General features: G+C 65.8%; 19 protein-coding genes and 1 tRNA gene. 6 read left to right on the forward strand and 14 right to left on the reverse strand.

Annotation, left to right across the window (positions count from 1 at the left end; translation table 11 throughout):
• Window positions 1-78 precede the first annotated feature (78 nt).
• Entirely contained in the window at window positions 79-948 is an 870-nt protein-coding gene (locus ASC78_RS15075) for a LysR family transcriptional regulator (protein WP_055803398.1), read from the forward strand.
• Window positions 949-985: 37 nt separating this feature from the next.
• On the forward strand, window positions 986-1,612 hold the full coding sequence (locus ASC78_RS15080) for a YitT family protein (protein WP_055802702.1): 627 nt from the start codon (window positions 986-988) through the stop codon (window positions 1,610-1,612).
• A 73-nt stretch (window positions 1,613-1,685) separates the two neighbouring features.
• Here ASC78_RS15080 and ASC78_RS15085 read toward each other — a convergent pair whose 3' ends face one another.
• From ASC78_RS15085 to ASC78_RS15110, 6 genes are all read right to left on the reverse strand, one after another.
• Window positions 1,686-3,095, reverse strand: coding sequence for an amidase (locus tag ASC78_RS15085; RefSeq protein ID WP_443082723.1), 1,410 nt, complete (start codon window positions 3,093-3,095; stop codon window positions 1,686-1,688).
• Window positions 3,096-3,103: 8 nt separating this feature from the next.
• The gene (locus tag ASC78_RS15090; RefSeq protein ID WP_055802705.1) at window positions 3,104-4,591 is read right to left on the reverse strand and encodes an ABC transporter substrate-binding protein; all 1,488 of its coding nucleotides are present in this window, start codon (window positions 4,589-4,591) and stop codon (window positions 3,104-3,106) included.
• Between the two features lie 262 nt (window positions 4,592-4,853).
• A complete protein-coding gene (locus tag ASC78_RS15095; RefSeq protein ID WP_055802707.1) occupies window positions 4,854-5,684 on the reverse strand; it encodes an ATP-binding cassette domain-containing protein in 831 nt (276 codons plus the stop codon).
• On the reverse strand, window positions 5,681-6,670 hold the full coding sequence (locus ASC78_RS15100) for an ABC transporter ATP-binding protein (protein WP_055802710.1): 990 nt from the start codon (window positions 6,668-6,670) through the stop codon (window positions 5,681-5,683). The genes ASC78_RS15095 and ASC78_RS15100 overlap by 4 nt, the downstream gene beginning before the upstream one ends.
• 5 nt (window positions 6,671-6,675) lie before the next feature.
• On the reverse strand, window positions 6,676-7,551 hold the full coding sequence (locus ASC78_RS15105) for an ABC transporter permease (protein WP_055802711.1): 876 nt from the start codon (window positions 7,549-7,551) through the stop codon (window positions 6,676-6,678).
• Window positions 7,548-8,498, reverse strand: a complete 951-nt coding sequence (locus tag ASC78_RS15110) for an ABC transporter permease (protein ID WP_055802713.1) — start codon at window positions 8,496-8,498, stop codon at window positions 7,548-7,550. Before ASC78_RS15110 ends, ASC78_RS15105 begins: the two co-directional genes overlap by 4 nt.
• A gap of 62 nt (window positions 8,499-8,560) precedes the next feature.
• On the opposite strand from ASC78_RS15110, the gene ASC78_RS15115 reads away from it, so the two are divergent.
• On the forward strand, window positions 8,561-8,875 hold the full coding sequence (locus tag ASC78_RS15115; protein ID WP_055802715.1) for a YfhL family 4Fe-4S dicluster ferredoxin: 315 nt from the start codon (window positions 8,561-8,563) through the stop codon (window positions 8,873-8,875).
• On the opposite strand, the gene ASC78_RS15120 is transcribed toward ASC78_RS15115, so the two are convergent.
• From ASC78_RS15120 to ASC78_RS15155, 8 genes are all read right to left on the reverse strand, one after another.
• Window positions 8,861-9,364: a hypothetical protein gene (locus ASC78_RS15120; protein WP_055802716.1), complete on the reverse strand. Its 504-nt coding sequence runs from the start codon at window positions 9,362-9,364 to the stop codon at window positions 8,861-8,863. The genes ASC78_RS15115 and ASC78_RS15120 overlap by 15 nt on opposite strands.
• Window positions 9,365-9,415: 51 nt before the next feature.
• Window positions 9,416-10,048 (reverse strand): aminoacyl-tRNA hydrolase, encoded by a 633-nt coding sequence (pth, locus tag ASC78_RS15125; RefSeq protein WP_055802717.1) that lies wholly within the window; start codon window positions 10,046-10,048, stop codon window positions 9,416-9,418.
• 75 nt (window positions 10,049-10,123) lie between these two features.
• A complete protein-coding gene (locus ASC78_RS15130; RefSeq protein ID WP_055802719.1) occupies window positions 10,124-10,795 on the reverse strand; it encodes a 50S ribosomal protein L25/general stress protein Ctc in 672 nt (223 codons plus the stop codon).
• A 97-nt stretch (window positions 10,796-10,892) separates the two neighbouring features.
• Window positions 10,893-11,864 carry a ribose-phosphate pyrophosphokinase gene (locus ASC78_RS15135; RefSeq protein WP_055802721.1) on the reverse strand — a complete coding sequence of 324 codons (972 nt, stop codon included), beginning with the start codon at window positions 11,862-11,864 and terminating at the stop codon, window positions 10,893-10,895.
• Window positions 11,865-12,066: 202 nt separating this feature from the next.
• Window positions 12,067-12,143, reverse strand: a tRNA-Gln gene (locus tag ASC78_RS15140).
• Between the two features lie 69 nt (window positions 12,144-12,212).
• Entirely contained in the window at window positions 12,213-13,103 is an 891-nt protein-coding gene (ispE, locus tag ASC78_RS15145) for a 4-(cytidine 5'-diphospho)-2-C-methyl-D-erythritol kinase (protein ID WP_055802723.1), read from the reverse strand.
• Complete coding sequence (locus ASC78_RS15150) at window positions 13,100-13,612, reverse strand: lipoprotein insertase outer membrane protein LolB (protein ID WP_055802725.1); 513 nt, start codon at window positions 13,610-13,612, stop codon at window positions 13,100-13,102. Before ASC78_RS15150 ends, ispE begins: the two co-directional genes overlap by 4 nt.
• A gap of 5 nt (window positions 13,613-13,617) precedes the next feature.
• Window positions 13,618-15,471 (reverse strand): tetratricopeptide repeat protein, encoded by a 1,854-nt coding sequence (locus ASC78_RS15155; RefSeq protein ID WP_055802728.1) that lies wholly within the window; start codon window positions 15,469-15,471, stop codon window positions 13,618-13,620.
• 72 nt (window positions 15,472-15,543) lie between these two features.
• Between ASC78_RS15155 and mutM the strand changes: the two genes are divergently transcribed.
• The 3 genes from mutM to mutY all read left to right on the forward strand — a co-directional run bounded on the left by mutM (window position 15,544) and on the right by mutY (window position 19,489).
• Complete coding sequence (gene mutM, locus ASC78_RS15160; protein WP_055802730.1) at window positions 15,544-16,356, forward strand: bifunctional DNA-formamidopyrimidine glycosylase/DNA-(apurinic or apyrimidinic site) lyase; 813 nt, start codon at window positions 15,544-15,546, stop codon at window positions 16,354-16,356.
• Between the two features lie 90 nt (window positions 16,357-16,446).
• Window positions 16,447-18,411, forward strand: a complete 1,965-nt coding sequence (locus ASC78_RS15165) for a dynamin family protein (RefSeq protein WP_055802732.1) — start codon at window positions 16,447-16,449, stop codon at window positions 18,409-18,411.
• Between the two features lie 10 nt (window positions 18,412-18,421).
• Window positions 18,422-19,489, forward strand: coding sequence for an A/G-specific adenine glycosylase (gene mutY, locus ASC78_RS15170; protein WP_055802734.1), 1,068 nt, complete (start codon window positions 18,422-18,424; stop codon window positions 19,487-19,489).
• The last annotated feature ends 58 nt before the right edge of the window (window positions 19,490-19,547 follow it).

Raw genomic sequence — 19,547 nt, forward strand, 5'->3', positions numbered from 1 at the left:
GGGAGATTGTGGAGAGTTGCTATCCATCGGAAAAGCAGGAAGATATGATGGATGTCATCGGATTAACGGATGGATGACATGCAGACCTTCGACCTGGAACAGCTTCGCACCCTGGCCGCGGTAGTCGATGCCGGCAGCCTCACGGCCGCCGCACCGCGCGTGTTCCTCTCCCAGTCCTCAGTCAGCGAACAGATACGCAAGCTGGAAGAGAGGGCTGGGCAGTCGCTGTTCACGCGAAGCAAGGCCGGCGTGCTGCCGACCGAGGCTGGCACACGGCTCCTGGCTTATGCGCGCCGCATCCTCGCGCTCAGCGACGAGGCATTTCGCGATCTGCATGGTGAGAGCCTGCAGGGCGAGCTGCGGCTGGCAGTGACCGACTACTTCCGCCCCGGCGATCTCACCCGGTTGCTGGGGCGCCTCGGCGAGAGCTATCCGAAGGTGCGGCTGAACGTGAGCATCCTGAAGAGCGACGCGTTGCGGGCAGCCTATGCGAATGGCGAATTCGACGTGGGGCTGGCAATGAATATCACGGGTGCGGCCTCAGCGGCGGAGCAGGCTGCGAAGGCACCGGTGATCCGGCGCGAATCGCTGGCGTGGCTCGGCGCCACCGGCATGCGCCTGGCGAGGGGCGAACCGCTTCGGCTGCTGGCCTTGCCGGACACCTGCTCGCTGCATCAGTACACCGTGTCGCTGCTTCGGCGGCGCAGGGTGCCGTATGTGCTGGCACACGTGGCGTCGGGGGTTGCGGGCTTGCAGTCGGCCCTGGCTGCGGGGCTCGGGGTGGCCTGCCTGAACGAGTCCGCGGTATGTGACGGGGTGGTGCGGCTGACGGCGCCGCATGGCTTGCCGGCCTTGCCCCGGGTCGCATTCCAGTTCTTGCCCGGCCGCAGGGGCGAGACGGAATTCGTGACACGGGCTCGGGAGATGCTGGCGACCCATCTGGTGTGACGTTCCGGGGTGGCGCGGGATTTGCGTCAAGCTCGCAATGGACGCGCCACAACCTACAAACCCACCGGATCTGCTGCGCCACTCCGGCTTCGACGATGCACAGGCCATCTTTTCGGGCACGCTGTTCGTTGCCATCGCCATGATGCTGTTCGGCCAGGCAGGCTTGCTCACGGGCGGCACGGCCGGGGTCGCATTTCTCTTGCACTACGCCACGGGTGTGAGCTTCGGAAAACTATTCTTCCTGGTGAACCTGCCGTTCTACTGGTTCGCGTGGCGCCACATGGGCCGTGCCTTCACGATCAAGACTTTCTCGGCCATCGCGCTGCTCTCGGTGATGACCGATTGGGCGCCGCGCTACATCTCGATCGAATCACTGCACCCGGCCTTAGCAGCCGTGCTCGGCGGTCTGTTGCTGGGCACCGGTTGCCTGTTTCTCGCCCGTCATCGCGCGAGCCTGGGCGGCGCGACGGTGCTGACGCTGTACCTGCAAGAGAAACGCGGTTGGCCCGCCGGCAAGGTGCAGATCGGCATCGACTGCACGGTGGTGTTGCTCGCGCTGTTCGTGATTCCGCCGCAGCGCGTGGGCTGGTCGGTGCTGGCCGCTGTGGTGATGGGGCTTTTCTTGTGGATCAATCACAAGCCGGGGCGGTACGCTGCGACTTGAGTTGCCCGACGTATTTCGCTGCGGGGAGCACCCGGCGCCCTGTGCCCGCCAAGCGCCGCCCTGAACAGCGGTGCTAAGGCGCAACAGGCCAGGGCCGCTGCGGCTCCCGAATCTGTTCGAACGCACGCGACACGCGCAACACGCCAAGGTCGTCGAAACGCTTTCCAGCAATCTGCAGCCCGATTGGCAGTCCGCTGGCCGAGTATCCACAGTTCACTGAAGACGCGGGCTGCTCCGACATGTTGAACGGGACCGTGAACCCGATGTGCTCCAGTGGTCGCAATGGGTCATTCGTTGGCGAAGGCGCTTCCGCGGCGGCGGGCATGTTGGGCGAGACCGGCGAGATCACGTAGTCGAAGCGCGCGCAGGCCTGCACCGCCGCGACGCGCGTTGCATGGAACTGGCTGAAGCCGCGGAACACATGTTCGCCGCTGAACTCGGCCGCACTCTCAGCCCACTCTCGGATGTAGGGCAGGACCTTGGCGCGCTGGTCCGCGCGCAGCGCCTTCATGTCCACCAGCGATCGCATGCGCCACAGGTGGTCCATGCCGTCCAGCATGGCTTGCGACATGAACGGCTGCATGGTTTCGACGATCGCGCCGGCTTTTTCGAACAGGCGCGCCGCATGCTCGACTGCGGATTGGATCTCGGGCTCGACCGCCAGGCCGCAGCCTGCGTCCAGCAGCAGGCCGATGCGCAGCCCCCGCAGATGGTCCGGCGATACGTCGAAGGCGGCCCAATCGATTTCCTGCGGCGGCAGGCTCATGCTGTCGCGCGCGTCGGGCTTGGAGAGCACCTGCATCATCAGCGCGGCGTCACCCACGCTGCGGGTCATCGGCCCCGCGGCGCGGCCCATGTACGGCGGATCGATCGGGATGCGGCCCAGGCTCGGCTTGAGCGTGAAGATGCCGCACCAGCTCGCGGGCAGCCGCAGCGAGCCGCCGATGTCGGTACCGATGTGCAGCGGGCCATAGCCCGCGGCCGCTGCCGCACCGGCACCGGCACTCGATCCGCCTGGCGTCTTGCGGAGGTCCCACGGATTGCGCGCCAGCTGGTGAAAGCTCGAGAGCCCCGAAGACAGCATGCCGTAGTCCGGCATGGTGGTCTTGCTCACGATCACCGCGCCGGCTTCCTTCAGGCGCGCGGCGGGCGGCGCATCGGCGGCTGCCGGCTTCAGGTCGACAGCGGCCGTGCCGGCCGGCATCGGATCGCCGCGGGTGGCGATGTTTTCCTTGATGGTGGCTGGCACGCCGTCGAGCGGGCCGAGCGCTTCGCCGCGCTGCCAGCGTGCTTCCGAGGCACGCGCCTGCTCGAGCGCGGCTTCGGGCCTGAAGAGCCAGGTGGCCTGCAGCTGCGGCTCCCAGTGCTCGATGTGCGCGATGACGGCCTGCGTGACCTCGACCGGCGACAGCCGCTTGTCGCGGTAGGCGGCGGAGAGTTCCCGCGCGGAGAGGTCGTTGAGTGAAGAAGAAGAGGAGGACACGTGGAAGCTCATCCCCACGACAGGGCCGAGAGGTCATTCACGAAGATCGGGTTCTCCTTCCAGATGCCCTTCACGTTCTTCTTGGCGATGGTCGGGAATTGCGGCTGGTAGAGGAAGCCGTTGGCTGCGTCGGTGGCCAGCATCTTCTGCGCCTCGCCGAGCAGCTTGTTGCGCTCGGCGGCGTTGCCCGTGGCCTTGATCTTGTCGAACAGCGTATTGAAGGCCTTCGATTGATAGCCCCAGTAGTAGTCGGGCTTGGCGTAGTTGCCCAGGTCGAAGGGCTCGACGTGCGAAATGATCGACAGGTCGTAGTCCTTGTTGCCGTAGGTGCCGCTGAGCCACTGCGCCCATTCGACGTTCTGCACCTTCACGGTGATGCCGATCTTGGCCAGCTGGGCCACGATCACCTCCCCGCCCTGGCGCGCATAGGGCGGCGGCGGCAGGGTCATGGTGAGTTCGAGCGGCGTCTTCACGCCGGCTTCGGCGAGCAGCTTCTTGGCTTTTTCGATGTCGAAGGGGTTCATGCCCGTGGTGTCGACATAGCCTGCCGCGCCCGGCACGTAGTGGCTGCCGATGGGCACGCCGAAGCCGTCGGCCGCGCCCTCGATCACCGCCTTGCGGTCGACGGCCGCGAGGATGGCGCGGCGCACGCGCACGTCGTCCAGCGGCTTCTTCTTGTTGTTGATCGACAGGATGGTCTTGGCGCGCGAGCCGGCCAGGATGGTCTGGAACTGCGGGTTGTTCTTGAACTGCGGCACCACGCGCGTGCCGATGCGCGTGAACACGTCGACGTCGCCGGCCAGCAGCGATGCGGCCTGCGCGGCGGCGTCGGCAATGAAGCGGAACGTGACCTTGTTGATCTTTGCGGTGCCGGGGCTGCGGAAGCCCTCCCACTTGCTCAGCGTGAGCGACGAGCCCTTGGCCCAGCTGTCGAGCTTGTAGGGGCCGGTGCCGGTTGGCTTGGTGGCATTGGTGTCGGCGCTCTTGGGCTCGACGATGACGGCGGTGGCCTGGCCCAGCACGAAGGGCAGGTCGGGGTCGATCTCCTTGTTGATGATCACCACGGTGTAGTCGTCGACCACCTGCGTGCTCAGGTTCGCGAACGTGCGCTTGTCCTTGTTGGTGCTCTTCTCGCTGCCGGCGCGGTCGAAGGCGAACTTCACGGTGTTGGCGTTGAACGGTTCGCCGTTCTGGAACTTGACGCCGCGCTTGAGCTTGAAGGTGTAGGTCTTCAGGTCGGGCGAGACTTCCCAGCTCTCGGCCAGGAGCGGCGTCACGTTGCCGTCGGCGTTGATCTTGGTGAGCGTCTCCAGGATGTTGTAGTGCACGACTTCGGCAATGGCGGCCGCGGCGCCGGCGGTTGGATCGAGGCCCGGCGGCTCGAGCGCCATGCCAATCACGATGGCGTCCTTCCGTCCCTGCGCCATGCCGGCGACAGGAGTGGCCAGGGCAACGGTGGCGCCGGCGGTGGCAAGGAGGGTGCGACGATTCAGCATACGGTGTGATCTCCGGAAAAACTGGGTGTGCGATTGACTGCTTCAACGCGCACGGCGGCCCCGAATGAAGGCGCCGCGATGCGGAGGAAAAACACGCAGCACGAAAGATGCCACGCGCGCAGCCAAAGTCATTCTCTCGCAGCGGGCGCGTTGCTGCTCGCTTGCGAAGGCGCTTTTTCCTTGGGACGTACCCGCATGCGGATTCAATACCTGTCAGGACGCGGCGATGTCGCCGTCGCGACGATCGACCATGCGTCTTTCCTCAAGCCGCCAGCAGGGTGCCGCCGGTGGGCGTGCGCGGCACCGCGTCGAGCAGCGTGCGGGTATACGGATGCTGCGCATTGCGGAACAGCTCGCCGGGCGGGCCCTGCTCGACGATCTTGCCCTTCCACACCACGCAGACCTCGTCGCACAGGTGGTTCACCACCGCCAAGTCGTGGCTGATGAGCAGGTAGCTGATGCCGAACTGCTGCTGCAGGTCTTGCATGAGATTGAGCACCTGAGCCTGCACCGACACGTCGAGCGCGCTCACGGGTTCGTCGGCCACGATGAGCTTGGGGCGCGTGATGAGCGCGCGCGCAATCGCGATGCGCTGGCGTTGCCCGCCCGAGAACTCGTGCGGATACTTGTCCATGTCGGTGGTGCGCAAGCCCACGGCCGCCAGCGCCTCGGAGGCGCGTTCGCGCTGCACGGCGCGGCTGGTTTCGGCCAGCGCCTCGAGCGGCTCGGCCACGATGCGCGCCACGGTCTGGCGCGGATCGAGCGAGCCGTAGGGGTCCTGGAACACCATCTGGAAGTCGCGCCGTGCCACGCGGAGTTCGCTCCGGGGCAGCTGGTGCAGGTCGCGGCCCAGCATGCGCACGCTGCCCGAAGTGGGCGTGTCGAGGGCCATCACCAGGCGTGCGATGGTCGACTTGCCCGAGCCCGATTCGCCGACGATGCCCAGGCTGCGGCCGGCTGCAACCTTGAAGCTGACGCCATTGAGCGCCTTCACGAGCGGCAGCGGGCCGAAGAGCTTTTCGCGCGGCAGGGCGTAATGGCGAACGAGGTCCGTTACCTCGAGCAGGGGTTGGGTGCTATTGGGCAGGCTCATGAGGCAAGGGCCCCTTCGGCGGCAATCTCTTCGAGCCGGATGCACCGCACCGCATGGTCGTGCGGCAGTATCGTGGGCGGAGGCTTGGTCGCATGGCAGGCGTCGACGGTGTACTTGCATCGGCCCGCGAAAGGGCAGCCTTGCGGCAGGTCGATCAATTCGGGCACGCTGCCGCGAATGGTCGCCAGGCGAATCCCGCGTGGCGCGCCAAGTGCCGGGCGGGCCGCAAACAGCCCCTGCGTATACGGATGCGCGCGCTCGGCAAACACGGTTTCGGTAGGGCCGCTCTCGACCACGCTCCCGCCGTACATCACCAGCATTTTCGAGACGGTCTGGGCAATGACGCCAAGGTCGTGCGAGATCAGGATCAGCGCCATGCCGCGCTCGGCCACCAGGCCCTGAATGAGATCGAGGATCTGCTTCTGGATGGTGACGTCGAGCGCGGTGGTGGGTTCGTCGGCAATCAGCAGGTCGGGGCCGCAGGCCAGGGCCATGGCAATGCCGATGCGCTGGCGCTGGCCGCCCGAAAACTGGTGCGGGTAGGCATCGAGCCGCGACGCCGCATCCGGAATGCCCACGCGATCGAGCAGCGCCAGCACTTCCTTGCGCGCTTCGGCGCCGGTGAGCCCGCGGTGCAGCCGCAGCGGCTCGCCGACCTGGCGCGCGATGGTGTGCACTGGGTTCAGCGCCGTCATCGGCTCCTGGAAGATCATGCCGATGCGGTTGCCGCGGATCTGGCACATGGCTTTTTCGTCGCGGCCGACGAGTTCGGTGCCGTCGAAGCGGATGCTGCCGGTGACCTTGGCGGTGGACGGCAGCAGGCCCATCAGCGACTGCACCGTGATCGACTTGCCGCAGCCCGATTCGCCGACGATGCCCAGCGTTTCGCCGCGCTCGAGCGTGAAGCCAATGCCGCGCACGGCCTCGGCGGGGCCGCGCTGCGTTTGCAGTTCGACGTGCAGGTCCTTGACTTCGAGAAGAGGCATATCGCTTATCGGGCGCGCGCAAGGCGCGGGTCGAGCAGGTCGCGCAGCCCGTCGCCGAGCAGGTTGAGGCCCAGCACCGCCATCGCGATGGCCATGCCGGGAAACACCGCGAGCAGCGGCGACTGGAACATCATCGTCTGCGCCTCGCTGAGCATCCGGCCCCACGAGGGCTGCGGCGGCTGCGTGCCCAGTCCGAGGTAGGAGAGGGCGGCCTCGGCCAGGATGGCAATCGCGAAGCGGATGGTGATCTGCACGATCAGCACGGCCGAGATGTTGGGCAGCACGTGCTGCATCGTGATGGCGAACGAGCCCTTGCCGCAGGCGCGCGCGGCGGCCACGTATTCGCGCGACCAGATGGCGTTGGCTGACGCCCGCGTGATTCGCGCAAACGTCGGGATGTTGTAGATGCCGATCGCGATAATCGCGTTCACGATGCCGGCGCCGAACACGGCCGTCATCATGATGGCCGACAGGATGGCCGGGAAGGCGAGCGAAAAGTCGGTGAGCCGCATGATTGCTTCCTCGACCCAGCCGCGGCGCGCCGCGGCAAGCAGGCCCAGCGCCGTGCCGACGACAAGGCCGATGCCCACCGCGATCACGCCCACCAGGATGGATGCGCGCGCGCCCACCAGCAGCAGCGAGGCGACGTCGCGCCCGTAGGTGTCGGTGCCCAACCAATGAGAGCCCGACGGCGGCTTGAGCTTGCTGGCCATGTCCATCTCGTAGGGCGACCAGGGCGTCCACACCAGCGAAACGAAGGCGGCCAGCAGAAGGAGCAGCGTCAGCGCACCGCCGAGCACGAAGCTGCGGTGCCGTAGCGCTCGGCGCCAGAAGCCCGGCACCTTGAGCGCCGCTGCGCTCGGAACGGTCATCGCCGTCATATGTCGCTTGCCTTGATGCGCGGGTCGATCACGGCGTAGAGCACGTCGACCACGAAGTTCACGATGACCACCAGCGCCGCGAGCAGCATCACGCAATTGCGCACCACGATCAGGTCGCGGTTGCTGATGGCTTGGAAGATCAGCCGGCCGAGGCCCGGCAGGTAGAACACGTTTTCCACCACGATGGTGCCGGCCAGCAGTTCGGAAAACTGCATGCCCATGACCGTGACAACCGGAATCATCGCGTTGCGCAGCACGTGGGTCCAAAGCACGGCGCGCTGCGAAACGCCCTTGGCGCGCGCGGTGCGCACGAAGTCTTCGCGCATCACCTCGAGCACCGCCGAGCGCGTGATGCGCGCGAGGATCGCGGCCTGCACCACCGCGAGCGACAGGGCCGGCAGCAGCAGCGACTTGATGCCCGCGAAGATGCCTTCGCTCCAACCCTCGAAGCCGCCGGCCGAGAACCATTGCAGCTGAACCGAGAACACCAGGATCAGCAGGATCGCGAACCAGAAATTGGGAATGGCGATACCCACCTGGGTGAGGCCCATCAGGCCGACATCGCCGAGCTTGTTGTGGCGCGCGGCGGCCGTGACGCCCACCAGCAGCGCGAGCACCGTGGTCAAGGCCATCGCGAGCAGCGCGAGGGGTACAGTGAGCGCGAGCCGTTCCAGAATCAGGTCGAGCACCGGCGAGCTGTAGGCGTAGCTGTCGCCCAGGTTGCCCGTCAAAAGGCCGGCAATCCAGTGCCAGTAACGGGTCCAGGCGGGCTGGTCGAGGCCGAGCTTGGTGGCGAGGGCGGCCACCGCCTCGGGCGCGGCGTCTGGCCCCATGAGCATCTGCGCGGCATTGCCGGGCAGGATCTCCAGGACGAGGAAAACTATGACCGAAGCGCCGATCAACGTGGCGATCAGCGTGGTGAGGCGCTTGAGAATGAACAGGCTCATGGGGCGGGGCGCAGCATAACCCGACTCCTGCAACAAGCGTGCCTTGTTCGCGATAATCGGGTATGGCCCTCATGATCACCGACGAATGCATCAATTGCGATGTCTGCGAGCCCGAGTGCCCGAACGATGCCATCTACATGGGCGCGGAGTTCTACGAGATCGACCCGAGCAAGTGCACCGAATGCGTCGGCCACTTCGACGAGCCGCAGTGCGTGCAGGTGTGCCCGGTCGCGTGCATCCCGATCCATCCCGAGCACGTGGAAAGCCGCGAGACGCTGTGGCAGAAGTTCGAACGGCTCGCCGCGGCCAAGGCCGCCGCGGCTGCCGCTGCTTCAGAGCCGCAGCCGCGGACCGAGACGCCCTCAGCTGGCGCTTGAGTTGGACGAGGTCTTCCGCTTTTTCTTTTTGCTGCCCTCGCCGGGCGCAGATGCTTGTTTCCCGTTGGCCGAGCCGCTGAAGCGCGCGCTCGACTTGTGCGGCTCGGCGCCGAGTTTTTGCGCCCGAGCCCGCGCCAGCTGCTCGGAGGATGCGAGCCGGCGTTCGTTGATGGCGGCTTGCCGTGCCTCGTGGGCCGACCTTCGGCTGCGCTCGTAGGCTTCTTTTTCCTCCGACAGTCTGATGCGCTCCAACTGGTCGGCGCGCGCCTCGGCCCTTTGCGTGCCAGCCTCCGAGGCACGGCGGTCCGCATCGGTGCGCGCGTCGTCGACTTTCACCGGCCTGCCGCCCTCGCAGGGGCGGTCGGTGTAGGTGTTGCCGCAGCGGTAGGCTTCGGCCCTTCCTTGCGCTGTGGCGGACAGGCAGAAAGCACCAGAAGCTACCAAAAAGATAGCAACGGCCATTTTTCCGGCGGTGGTTTTTCTTTCCATTTGTTTTTCTCTCCCTCTTTCTCTCGCTCTCCCGCCCTCTGGGCCGGCTGACTAGGGGGCGGCGGGCGCGCCTCCATCGCCGGGCTCTCGCCGCGGCGGTTTGGGCCGGGGCGGTTTGCTCGTGTGAATGATCAAGGTGGCTTTTTCCATCTCGCCCGCCACCAGTGCGGGTGCCGCGTGCAGGGTGCGCGCAATGGCGTCTTCGATGGCTTCGCGCTGTTCCTTCAGCGGCTTCTTGAGCACCCAGTTGATGACCTCCGACTTCACGCCGGGGTGGCCGATGCCCAGTCGCAGGCGCCAGTAGTCGCCGGTGCCCAGCTGTGCGTGGATGTCGCGCAAGCCGTTGTGGCCGGCGTGGCTGCCGCCGAACTTGAGCTTGGCTTGGCCGGGCACCACGTCGAGCTCGTCGTGCACCACGAGGATCTCCTCGGGCGCAATCTTGAAGAATCGCGCGAGCGCGCCCACCGATTTGCCCGACAGGTTCATGAAGGTCTGCGGTTCCAGCAGCCAGACGCTTTGCCCGCCGATGTTCGCGCGTGCCGCGAGGCCGTGATAGCTGCGCTCGGGCGCGAGATTGAGTTTCCAGTCGCGCGCCAGGGCGTCGATCCACCAGAAGCCGGCGTTGTGCCGGGTGGCTTCGTATTCAGGACCCGGGTTACCGAGGCCGACAAACAACTTGATCATGAGGGGAATTATCTCGCCGGCCCCAAAGCAAAAGGCCCGCACGAGGCGGGCCTTTTGCAGGGACGCGAAGAGAATTTACTTCTTCGCGGCGGGCTTTGCCGTCTTGGCGGCAGGCTTGCCATTGGCAGCCGGTGCGGCGCCTTCGGCTGCTGCGGCGCCTTCAGCGGCGGGTGCCGGCTCTTCGGCGACCAGCGGCGGCACGGCCGACACGACGACCGGGTTCAGCTTGCCGTGGCTCACGAACTTCACGCCCTTGGGCAACTTGATGTCGTTGACGTGCAGCGTGGCGTTCTTCTTCAGGCCGGAGAGATCGATCTCGATGAACTCGGGCAGGTCGGTCGGCAGGCAGCTGATCTCGAGCTCGGTCATCACGTGGTTCACGAGGTTGTGGTCGAGCTTGACGGCGTCGGACTCTTCTTCACCCTTGAAGTGGAGCGGCACCTTCATGTGCAGGCGGGTCTTGGCATCGACGCGCTGGAAGTCGATGTGTTGCACCAGCTGGCGGAACGGGTGGTATTGCACGTCGCGCAGCAAAACCTTGCTGGTGGCGCCGCCGAGTTCCATTTCGAGGATCGACGAGTGGAAGGCTTCCTTCTTGAGGGCGTGCCACAGCGCGTTGTGATCGAGCTCGATCAGCTGGGGCTGGCCTTCACCACCGTAGACGATACCGGGCGTCTTGCCCGAGATGCGGAGACGGCGGCTCGCACCCGTGCCCTGCTTTGCGCGCTCAAAAGCGACGAATTTCATAACAACTCCTGTGAGAGTCCACCGCGACCAGTGCGACTCCGGTTCAACAAGGGCGCCGTTCCGTAAAAAAGGAAGGTGGCGCCCGCTTTTTGCTCGGTCAGAACAGGTTGTCCTGGTCCGAGAACAAACTCATCACCGACTCGCCCTTGGCAATGCGCTGGATCGTTTCGGCGATCAGCGGTGCCACGGAGAGCTGGCGAACCTTTCCGCACGCCAGGGCGCCGTCGGAAAGGGGAATAGTGTTGGTCACGACCACTTCGTCGAGCGCGGAGTGGGTGATGCGCTCGATGGCCGGGCCCGAGAAGATCGGGTGCGTGCAATAGGCGTAGACGCTCTTTGCGCCGCGCTCCTTGAGCACCTCGGCCGCTTTGACCAGCGTGCCGGCGGTGTCGATCATGTCGTCCATGATCACGCAGTTGCGGCCATCGATCTCGCCGATCACGTTCATGACCTCGCTCACGTTGGCCTTCGGGCGGCGCTTGTCGATGATGGCGAGGTCGCAGTTCAGTTGCTTGGCCAGCGCACGTGCGCGCACCACGCCGCCAACGTCGGGCGAAACCACGATCAGGTCTTCGTAGTTCTTCTGGCGCAAGTCGCCCAAGAGCACCGGCGACGCGTAGATGTTGTCGACCGGAATGTCGAAGAAGCCCTGGATCTGGTCGGCGTGAAGGTCCATGGTGAGCACGCGCTCGACGCCCACGGTTTCCAGCAGGTTGGCCACCACCTTGGCCGAGATCGGCACGCGGCTCGAGCGCGGGCGGCGGTCTTGGCGGGCATAGCCGTAATAGGGAATCACTGCGCTGATCCGCTCGGCCGAAGCGCGCTTGAGCGCGTCGACCATGATCAGCAGTTCCATCAGGTTCTCGTTGGTCGGTGCGCAGGTCGACTGCACCACGAACACATCGCGTGCCCGCACGTTCTGGTTGATCTCGACGGTGACTTCACCGTCGGAGAAGCGACCCACGCGTGCGGCACCCAGCGAGGTGCCGAGGTTGTGCGCGATTTCCGCGGCCAGGCCAGGATTGGCGTTACCGGTGAAAACCATGAAATCAGGGTTATTAGCCTGCATGAGCGCGTCCCGGCAGTGCGAATTGGCTTTTAGGAAGCCGCCAAAGAGTTTGAATCGTGGCGACCCAGGGGCCGCCGATTATTGCAGCGGGTGGGCTGCAAAAGAAGCACTGCGGCCGGTGGGCCGCAGTTTGAAGCGCTGCGGCGGTTAAACCGCAGCCTGAAGAGCGCTGCGGCGGGTGAGACCGCAGCCTGAAAAGATTTGGCAGGGGAGAAAGGATTCGAACCTTTGCATGCTGGAATCAAAATCCAGTGCCTTAACCAACTTGGCGACTCCCCTACACGGGTCGATGGTTTTCACCACCAACCGACATATGTCGCGTCGGACCCATGACGATCCGACCTATCTTCAGGTCGCCCATCCCCAAAGTGGATGAACGGCCAGGTTGCTGCATTGGCGAACCTGCCAGCCCGCTGGGGCCTCGGCCAGTTCCGCTTTTTGCGGCCCTTGCGGCATTTTCGCGAATACCGAACTTCCGGAGCCGGTCATCCGGGCTTTGAGTCCTTGGGCGCCGAGCCATTCGATGGCGTCGGAGACCGCGGGGCAAAGCCGCTCTGCAACCGGCTGCAGGTCGTTGTGGCCGAAGTCGAAAACCTTGAAAGCGCTGCTTTCTGGGTCTTGGGCTTCAAGCTGTTCGCTATCTGCAGCAAAGCCCGAGATTATAGCAACAGGAGTTGCGCGTTGAAGGTCCGGTGCAGAAAAAATTAGCCGGGTATCGAGTCCCTCGGGTGGCTTGACCACCACGAACCTTGCCGAAGGCACGTTCACGGGGGTGATTTTTTCGCCGATTCCCTCGACCCACGCGTTGCGCCCGTCGAGGAAAAACGGCACGTCGGCGCCCAGTTTCACGCCGATTTCGGCCAAGCGCGACAGCGGCAGGTTCAGCTTCCACAGCCGGTTCAGGGCCAGCAGGCAGGTCGCGGCATCGGAAGAACCCCCGCCCATGCCGGCCTGCGCCGGCACCTGCTTGGCAATACCGATGTGGGCACCCTGGCCCGGCGCCGCATGCGCCTGGAGCGCGCGGGCGGCGCGCAGAACAAGGTCGTCGGCCGGCAGTTCGGTCGTGAGGTCTTCGCGGCTGAGCTGGCCGTCGTGGCGCAACTCGACGTGGAGCGTGTCACACCAGTCGATCAGCATGAAGACTGACTGCAGCAGGTGGTAGCCGTCTTCGCGCCGGCCGGTGACGTGCAAAAAGAGGTTGAGCTTGGCCGGTGCAGGAAGGTCGTAGATCGCCTTCATGACCGTTCGAACACGATGCGCAGGTCCGCCGTGGGGCTGGGGGCTTCGCGGGTGGCCTGCAGGCGACCGTTGGCGATCTGCCCCAGGTCCGGGCGCCAGCCGGGCACGCGGTCGTCGCGGCCCGCAAGCCAGCCGAAGAGAGCGCCCACGGGGATCGCGGCGCCGGTGGCAGCTTCGATCAGCGCATCGACGGATTCGTAGCGCCGAGTCTCGCTGCCATTCTTGAGCAGGGCTTCGCCCGGTGACCAATGCAATTGGGCCAGCGTGCTGCCGATCGGGCTCGTGAGCGAGAGTTCGCCGGTCTCGGGCGAGCCGCGCAATTCGAACAGGGCGGAGAAGGTTTGCACAGGCTGGCTGTCGATGCGCAGCGACATGCGGCCGCTCCATGCGTCCGTGCCCTGGGGCCGCGTGCCGCTCGGGAGTTGTGCGCAGCCGGCCGCAAGCAGCAGCGCCGCGACCCCCGCCGCCAGCACGCTGCGGCGGCCACCCTGAAGCCGGGGGGGGAGCATGGCCGTCACGGCTTGACCCGCAAGCGCTTGAGCGTCTCCTGCAGGGTCTCGTTTTCAGCATCGCTCAACAAGGCCTCCTTCCAGATCGTGACCGCGCGGTCCTTCTGTCCGGTGGCCCAGAGCACTTCGCCAAAATGCGCGCCGATTTCCGGATCGGGACGGGTCTTGTAGGCCGCCTCGAGGATGCGAATGGCTTCGGTCGTGTTGCCCAGCCGAAACTCCACCCAGCCCAGGCTGTCGGCGATGAAAGGGTCTCCGGGCGCAAGCTGCACCGCTTTCTGGATCAGCGTACGCGCCTCGTCGAGGCGGATCTTGCGATCCGCGAAGGAGTAGCCGAGTGCGTTGTAGGCATTCTGGTTCTCGGGCTTGAGCTCGATCAGCCGGCGCAGCAAGCGCTCCATTTCATCGAGGCGGTTCAGCTTTTCGGCCACCATGGCCTGGTCGTAGACCAGGTCGCTGTCGTTGGGAGCAGCGGCGGAAGCCTGGGCCAGCATGTCGTAGGCCGCCTGGTATTGCTTGGCGTCGCGCAGCAGTTGCACTTCGGCAAGGAATTTCTGCTTCTTGTCCTCTGCCGTGCGCTCGGGCAGGCCGCGCACGAGTTCGCGCGCCTGGGGCAGCTTGCCCTGGCGCGCCAGGAGGCCCGCGCGGCGCGTCTGCGCAACAACCAGTTCGTCGGTGCTGTCGACGCGTGCAAGCCAGCGCTCCGCGGCCGTGAAGTCCTTGCGGCGTTCCGCCAACTGCGACAGAACGAGGAAGGCCTGCGTGGTGCCACGCTGGCGATCTTCCGCATCTTTCTGGTTGGGCGCCAGATCGACATAGCGCTTGAGCGACGTTTCGGCCGCCGCGTCCTGTCGAGCCTGGGCCTGGAGGCTGCCGAGCAGCAGCCACGGCTCGGCCAACTCCGGCCGGGACGTGGTGAGCGCCTGCAATTGCGCGGTGGAATCGGCGTAGCGGCGGTTTTCGACCAGCACGCGTGCGTAGGCAATGCGCAGGTCGGGCGAGGCCTTGGGGTTGTTGGCCAGATGGCGCGTGACGATCGGTTCGGCGAGCGGCTGGCCGGGGTCGATCATCTCGAGTGCCAGCGCGGCGGGCGCGTCTGACGCGGGGTCGATCTGCTGGCCCTTGAATGCGGCGTCCAGCGCACCGGAGGTGTCGCCCGCATTCAGGCGCAGGCGCCCGACTGTCGCCCAAGCCAGTCCGCCTGTGGTGGGACTCTTGAGCTCGTCCACCAGGGCCTGCTCGACCACCGACGCAGCCAGCTTCTTGTCGGAGGCGCGCGAATAATTGCGCGCGATCACCGCCATCAGCATCGGCCTTTCGATCTGTGGCGTGGCCGCGATCTCGGCGCGCAGTGGCGCGACGGTTTCACCGATGCGATTGAGCGCAATCAGGATCTGAAGTTCGATGCGGCGTGCATCGCGCGAGTTGGGCAGCGTTTCCTGCCACGCACGGGCGGCCGCCAGGGCCGCGTCGCCTGAGCGCGATTGCAGGGCGATTTCGACCGCGCGCTGGAACAGCTTTCCGTCGCGCAGCCGCCGGGCCGCGTCGAGCACCAGCGCATAGCCCGATCCCGGATCGCCGGAGCGCGTGGTCATCTCGCCCATCAGGATCTCGTAGAACAGTTGCGCAGTCAGGGCCGAGGGCTGCGCGGCGGGTTCGCTCGCGGACTTTGCGTCGGCTGCCTTTACGGCGGGTGCCGGAGCAGGCCTTGTTCCCGGCCGAGATGGTGTCGGCCGCTCGATGATGGGGGCCGGACTCTTGGGCGCGGCGGGGTCGGAGGTTTGCGCTTGAACGGCGCAAGCCAGCAAGACGAGAGACGCGGCCGCCGCAAGGCGGTGTCGGCGGAGCGATGGAATCATCGAACCATAATAATCCAAGCTTTTGAGCCAGCATTACGTGGGGCTTCGTCGCAGCCCGGAGATTTCAATTTCATGCCTGAGCTTCCAGAAGTCGAAGTGACGCGGCGCGGTTTTGCCGAACGCATCGCCGGTGCACGCATCGATGCGGCCCGCCTCGGCAAGCCCCTGCGTTGGGCGCTGATGGTCGCACCCGAAGCGCTGGCCGGGCGCCGGGTGCTGCAAGTGCGCCGGCGCGGCAAGTACCTGCTGATCGACCTGGACCGCGGGCTGCTGCTGCTGCACCTGGGCATGTCGGGCAGCCTGCGCTTCGACGCGGCGCTTCCCGCACCCGGGGTTCACGACCACTTCGACCTGGTCACCGACCGCGGCACGCTGCGGCTCAACGATCCGCGCCGCTTCGGTGCCGTGGTCTACGTGGAGGACGAGGCGGCGCCCTGGGCCATCAAGCTGCTCGGCGGCCTCGGCATGGAGCCGCTGGGCGACGCGTTCGATCTGGATGCGTTTCATGCCGGCCTTCGCAAGCGCCGGACGGCAGTCAAGCAGGTGCTGCTCGCCGGCGACGTGGTGGTGGGCGTCGGCAACATCTATGCGTCCGAGGCGCTGTTTCAGGCGGGCATCCGGCCGACGCTTTCGGCTGCGCGGATTAGCCGGCCGCGCGCTGCCAAGCTCCATGCGGCAGTGCGCGAAATATTGGCCAGGGCAGTGGAAAAGGGCGGCAGCACGCTGCGCGACTTCTCCAACGTCGACGGGCAGAACGGCTACTTTCAACTCGAAGCCACGGTTTATGGCCGGGCAGGTGAGCCCTGTCGGGTCTGCGCAACGCCGATCCGACAGCTGCGCCAGGGCCAGCGTTCGACTTACTATTGCCCAAATTGTCAAAAATAGTGCTTCGGACCGGCGCGTTCGAATATCCTGCACACGGTTGCTTCACAGCTTGCGATGCTATATTTGTAAGTTGTTTCTTACATATTCCCTTTGAGCCGCTCTTTCAATCAACAACTCGATCAGCACGGTGCCTGGCGAAGCAATTTTGCGCATCGCCTCCAGTGGCTGACCCGCTGGCTGACCGAAAACGAGCTGCTCGACCAGGCCGTGGCCGAGCGCCTGCGCGGCTTGGAGCTGCAGATCCGCAACAGCAAGGTCATGGTCGCCTTCGTGGCCGAGTTCTCGCGCGGCAAGTCGGAGCTGATCAACGCGATCTTCTTTGCGGGCTACGGGCGGCGCATCATGCCGGCCAGCGCGGGGCGCACGACGATGTGCCCGACCGAACTGGGCTATGACGCCGCGCAGCCCCCAAAGCTGCGGCTGCTGCCGATCGAAACCCGCCTGGAACCCCATTCGCTCACGCACTGGCGCGAGAAGCCCACGCGCTGGACCGACATCGCGATCGACGTGGAGAACGCCGAGCAACTGGCACAGGCCATGGGCAAGGTGGCCGAGGTGCGCTGGGTCAGCAAGGACGAGGCGCATGCGCTGGGCTTCTGGAACGAAGAGACGCCGGACGACAACCCGGTGCAGGACGCCGAAGGCCGCGTCGAGATTCCACGCTGGCGCCATGCCATCCTGAACATGCCGCATCCCTTGCTGGAGCAGGGGCTGGTGATCCTCGACACCCCGGGCCTGAACGCGATCGGCGCTGAACCCGAACTCACGGTGAGCCTGATCCCACAGGCGCATGCGGTGGTCTTCATCCTGGGCGCGGAGACCGGCGTGACGCGCTCCGACCTGTCCATCTGGCGCGAGCACCTGGTCACCGAGAGCGAAGGCAGCGACACGCGCTTCGTGGTGCTCAACAAGATCGACACCATGTGGGACTCGCTCAGCACGCCCGCGCAGATCGAGCTGCAGATCGAGCGCCAGCGTGAAGTGGCGGCCAAGTTTCTCGAGGTTCCGCTCGTGCAGGTGCTGCCGGTATCGGCGCAAAAGGGCCTGCAGGCCAAGATCCAGCGCGACCCGCGGCTGCTCGAAGCCAGCCGTTTGCCGGCACTGGAAACGCTGCTCGCCGAAGGCGTGCTCGGCAAGCGCGAAACCATGCTGCGGCTTGCCGTCGATGCAGGCATGGTCGCGCTGCGGGTGGAGGCCGAGCGCATCCTGAAGGTGCGACAGCGCGACCTGTCCGAGCAGGCGCTGGAGCTGCAGGGCCTGCGCGGCAAGAATATTTCGGTTATTCGCCACATGCGTGGGCGCATCGACCAGGAACAGACCGAGTTCGAGGGCAGCAACACGCGCATCCTGGCCCTGCGCTCGGTGCAGGGCAAGCTGCTGCGCGAGGTTTACGCCGTGCTCGGCCGCACGGCCCTCAAGGCCGACATGGTGCGGCTTTCTGGCGCGCTCAAGCGCCCGGGCATCAAGCTCAACGTGCGCAAGGTGTATGGCGAGACTTTTGACGCGCTGCGCAACAACCTGCGTGAAGTGCAAGCGACCACGGCCGAAATCCAGTCGATGCTGCACGCCACATTCCGCCAGCTGAACGCAGAGCAGGGCTTTAACTTGCAAGCACCCGCCGAGCCGGACCTGAGCAGCTTCGAACAGGAGCTGAGCCAGATCGAACGCAGCCATATTCACTATCTGGGCGTCGGCAATCTGCTGAAGCTGGCGCAAGCGGACTTCTGCGACAAGCTCGTCCGTGCGCTTGCGAGCCGCCTGCGGCTGGTCAACGAAGCGGCAATGACCGAGGTAGAGCGCTGGAGCAAGGGCGCCAGTGCGCAGATCGATGCTCAACTGAAGGAGCGCCGCCGCAACTTCACCAAGCGCATCGAGGCGATCGAGCGCATCCAGAATGCGGCCGGCAACCTCGACGAACGCCTGCTCGAGCTTTCCGCGCAGGAGAGCAGCCTGGCCGAGTTGCATGTGCGGCTGCAGGAATTCACTTCGATGATCACGCAACAGGGAAGGCCCGCCGCCGCGGCTGCCGCCATCGGCGAACTGCGTGCGGCCTGAACCTACGGTGTTGTCCACCGCGGCTAGCGAACTGCAAGCACCCACCGGTTTCGCCGAGCAGATCGTGGCCTGGCAGCGCACCCACGGCCGCAGCGAATTGCCGTGGCAGAACACGCGGGATCCCTACCGCGTCTGGCTTTCGGAAGTCATGCTCCAGCAGACCCAGGTCTCGACGGTGCTCGGGTACTTCGCGCGCTTTCTCGAACGCTTTCCGACCGTGTCGGCACTGGCTGCGGGCACCGAGGACGAGGTGTTCGGACTCTGGAGCGGCCTCGGCTACTACAGCCGCGCGCGCAACATGCACCGCTGCGCGGCGGAGGTGGTGGCGCGCTTCGGCGGCGAGTTTCCGCGCACGGCCGCCGAACTCACGACTTTGCCCGGCATCGGCCGCTCCACCGCCGCGGCGATTGCGGCCTTCTGCTTTGGTGAGCGGGTCGCGATTCTCGACGGCAACGTGAAGCGCGTGCTGACGCGCGTGCTCGGCTTTGGCGGCGACATGTCTTCGTCGGCGCAGGAGCGCGCGCTATGGGGTCAGGCCACGCAACTGCTACCGCCCGCCGAGCAGAAAGAAGCCATCGCGAGCTATACGCAAGGAGTGATGGACCTGGGCGCCACAGTCTGCCTGCCGCGCAAGCCGAGTTGCATGATCTGCCCGGTGAGCCCGAGCTGCGTGGGACTGAGGGAGGGGCAACCCGAGCGCTACCCGGTCAAGACCCGCAAGCTGAAGCGCAGCGCCCAGTCGCTCTGGGCGTTGTTGGCGCGCGATGCAGAAGGCCGTATCTGGCTCGAGAAGCGCCCCGCGAAGGGCATCTGGGCGGGGCTCTATTGCCTACCGGTGTTCGACACTCGCGAAGAGTTGCTTGCCGCGCTGCCGCCCGCCGAGCAGGACCACACGCAGGACCTGCCGCCCTTCGTGCACGTGCTGACTCACAAGGACTTGCATCTTCACCCGGTGTTGCATCACAACGGCGGCCAGCCGCAGGGCGATGCCGCGCGCTGGGTGGATGCGCAAGAGTGGGGCCGCCTGGGACTGCCAGCGCCCGTGCGCAAGCTGCTTCTAGAGAGCAGCGCAAGTTAGCGTTCTGACTCCTTCGTGGAACACCGAGGAACCGGCTTCGCCGGGCCTCTGGTGTTGC

Origin of the sequence: Variovorax sp. Root318D1 (genome assembly GCF_001424835.1) — a bacterium.
Classification (GTDB): Bacteria; Pseudomonadota; Gammaproteobacteria; order Burkholderiales; family Burkholderiaceae_C; genus Variovorax.

Excerpts from the sequence above, each read along its gene's own strand:
- ASC78_RS15075 (WP_055803398.1), top strand. The coding sequence starts at position 79 with ATGCAGACCTTCGACCTGGAACAGCTTCGCACCCTGGCCGCGGTAGTC.
- ASC78_RS15080 (WP_055802702.1), top strand. The coding sequence starts at position 986 with ATGGACGCGCCACAACCTACAAACCCACCGGATCTGCTGCGCCACTCC.
- ASC78_RS15090 (WP_055802705.1), bottom strand. The coding sequence starts at position 4,591 with ATGCTGAATCGTCGCACCCTCCTTGCCACCGCCGGCGCCACCGTTGCC.
- ASC78_RS15095 (WP_055802707.1), bottom strand. The coding sequence starts at position 5,684 with ATGAGCCTGCCCAATAGCACCCAACCCCTGCTCGAGGTAACGGACCTC.
- ASC78_RS15100 (WP_055802710.1), bottom strand. The coding sequence starts at position 6,670 with ATGCCTCTTCTCGAAGTCAAGGACCTGCACGTCGAACTGCAAACGCAG.
- ASC78_RS15105 (WP_055802711.1), bottom strand. The coding sequence starts at position 7,551 with ATGACGGCGATGACCGTTCCGAGCGCAGCGGCGCTCAAGGTGCCGGGC.
- ASC78_RS15110 (WP_055802713.1), bottom strand. The coding sequence starts at position 8,498 with ATGAGCCTGTTCATTCTCAAGCGCCTCACCACGCTGATCGCCACGTTG.
- ASC78_RS15115 (WP_055802715.1), top strand. The coding sequence starts at position 8,561 with ATGGCCCTCATGATCACCGACGAATGCATCAATTGCGATGTCTGCGAG.
- ASC78_RS15120 (WP_055802716.1), bottom strand. The coding sequence starts at position 9,364 with ATGGAAAGAAAAACCACCGCCGGAAAAATGGCCGTTGCTATCTTTTTG.
- pth (WP_055802717.1), bottom strand. The coding sequence starts at position 10,048 with ATGATCAAGTTGTTTGTCGGCCTCGGTAACCCGGGTCCTGAATACGAA.
- ASC78_RS15130 (WP_055802719.1), bottom strand. The coding sequence starts at position 10,795 with ATGAAATTCGTCGCTTTTGAGCGCGCAAAGCAGGGCACGGGTGCGAGC.
- ASC78_RS15135 (WP_055802721.1), bottom strand. The coding sequence starts at position 11,864 with ATGCAGGCTAATAACCCTGATTTCATGGTTTTCACCGGTAACGCCAAT.
- ispE (WP_055802723.1), bottom strand. The coding sequence starts at position 13,103 with ATGAAGGCGATCTACGACCTTCCTGCACCGGCCAAGCTCAACCTCTTT.
- ASC78_RS15150 (WP_055802725.1), bottom strand. The coding sequence starts at position 13,612 with ATGCTCCCCCCCCGGCTTCAGGGTGGCCGCCGCAGCGTGCTGGCGGCG.
- ASC78_RS15155 (WP_055802728.1), bottom strand. The coding sequence starts at position 15,471 with ATGATTCCATCGCTCCGCCGACACCGCCTTGCGGCGGCCGCGTCTCTC.
- mutM (WP_055802730.1), top strand. The coding sequence starts at position 15,544 with ATGCCTGAGCTTCCAGAAGTCGAAGTGACGCGGCGCGGTTTTGCCGAA.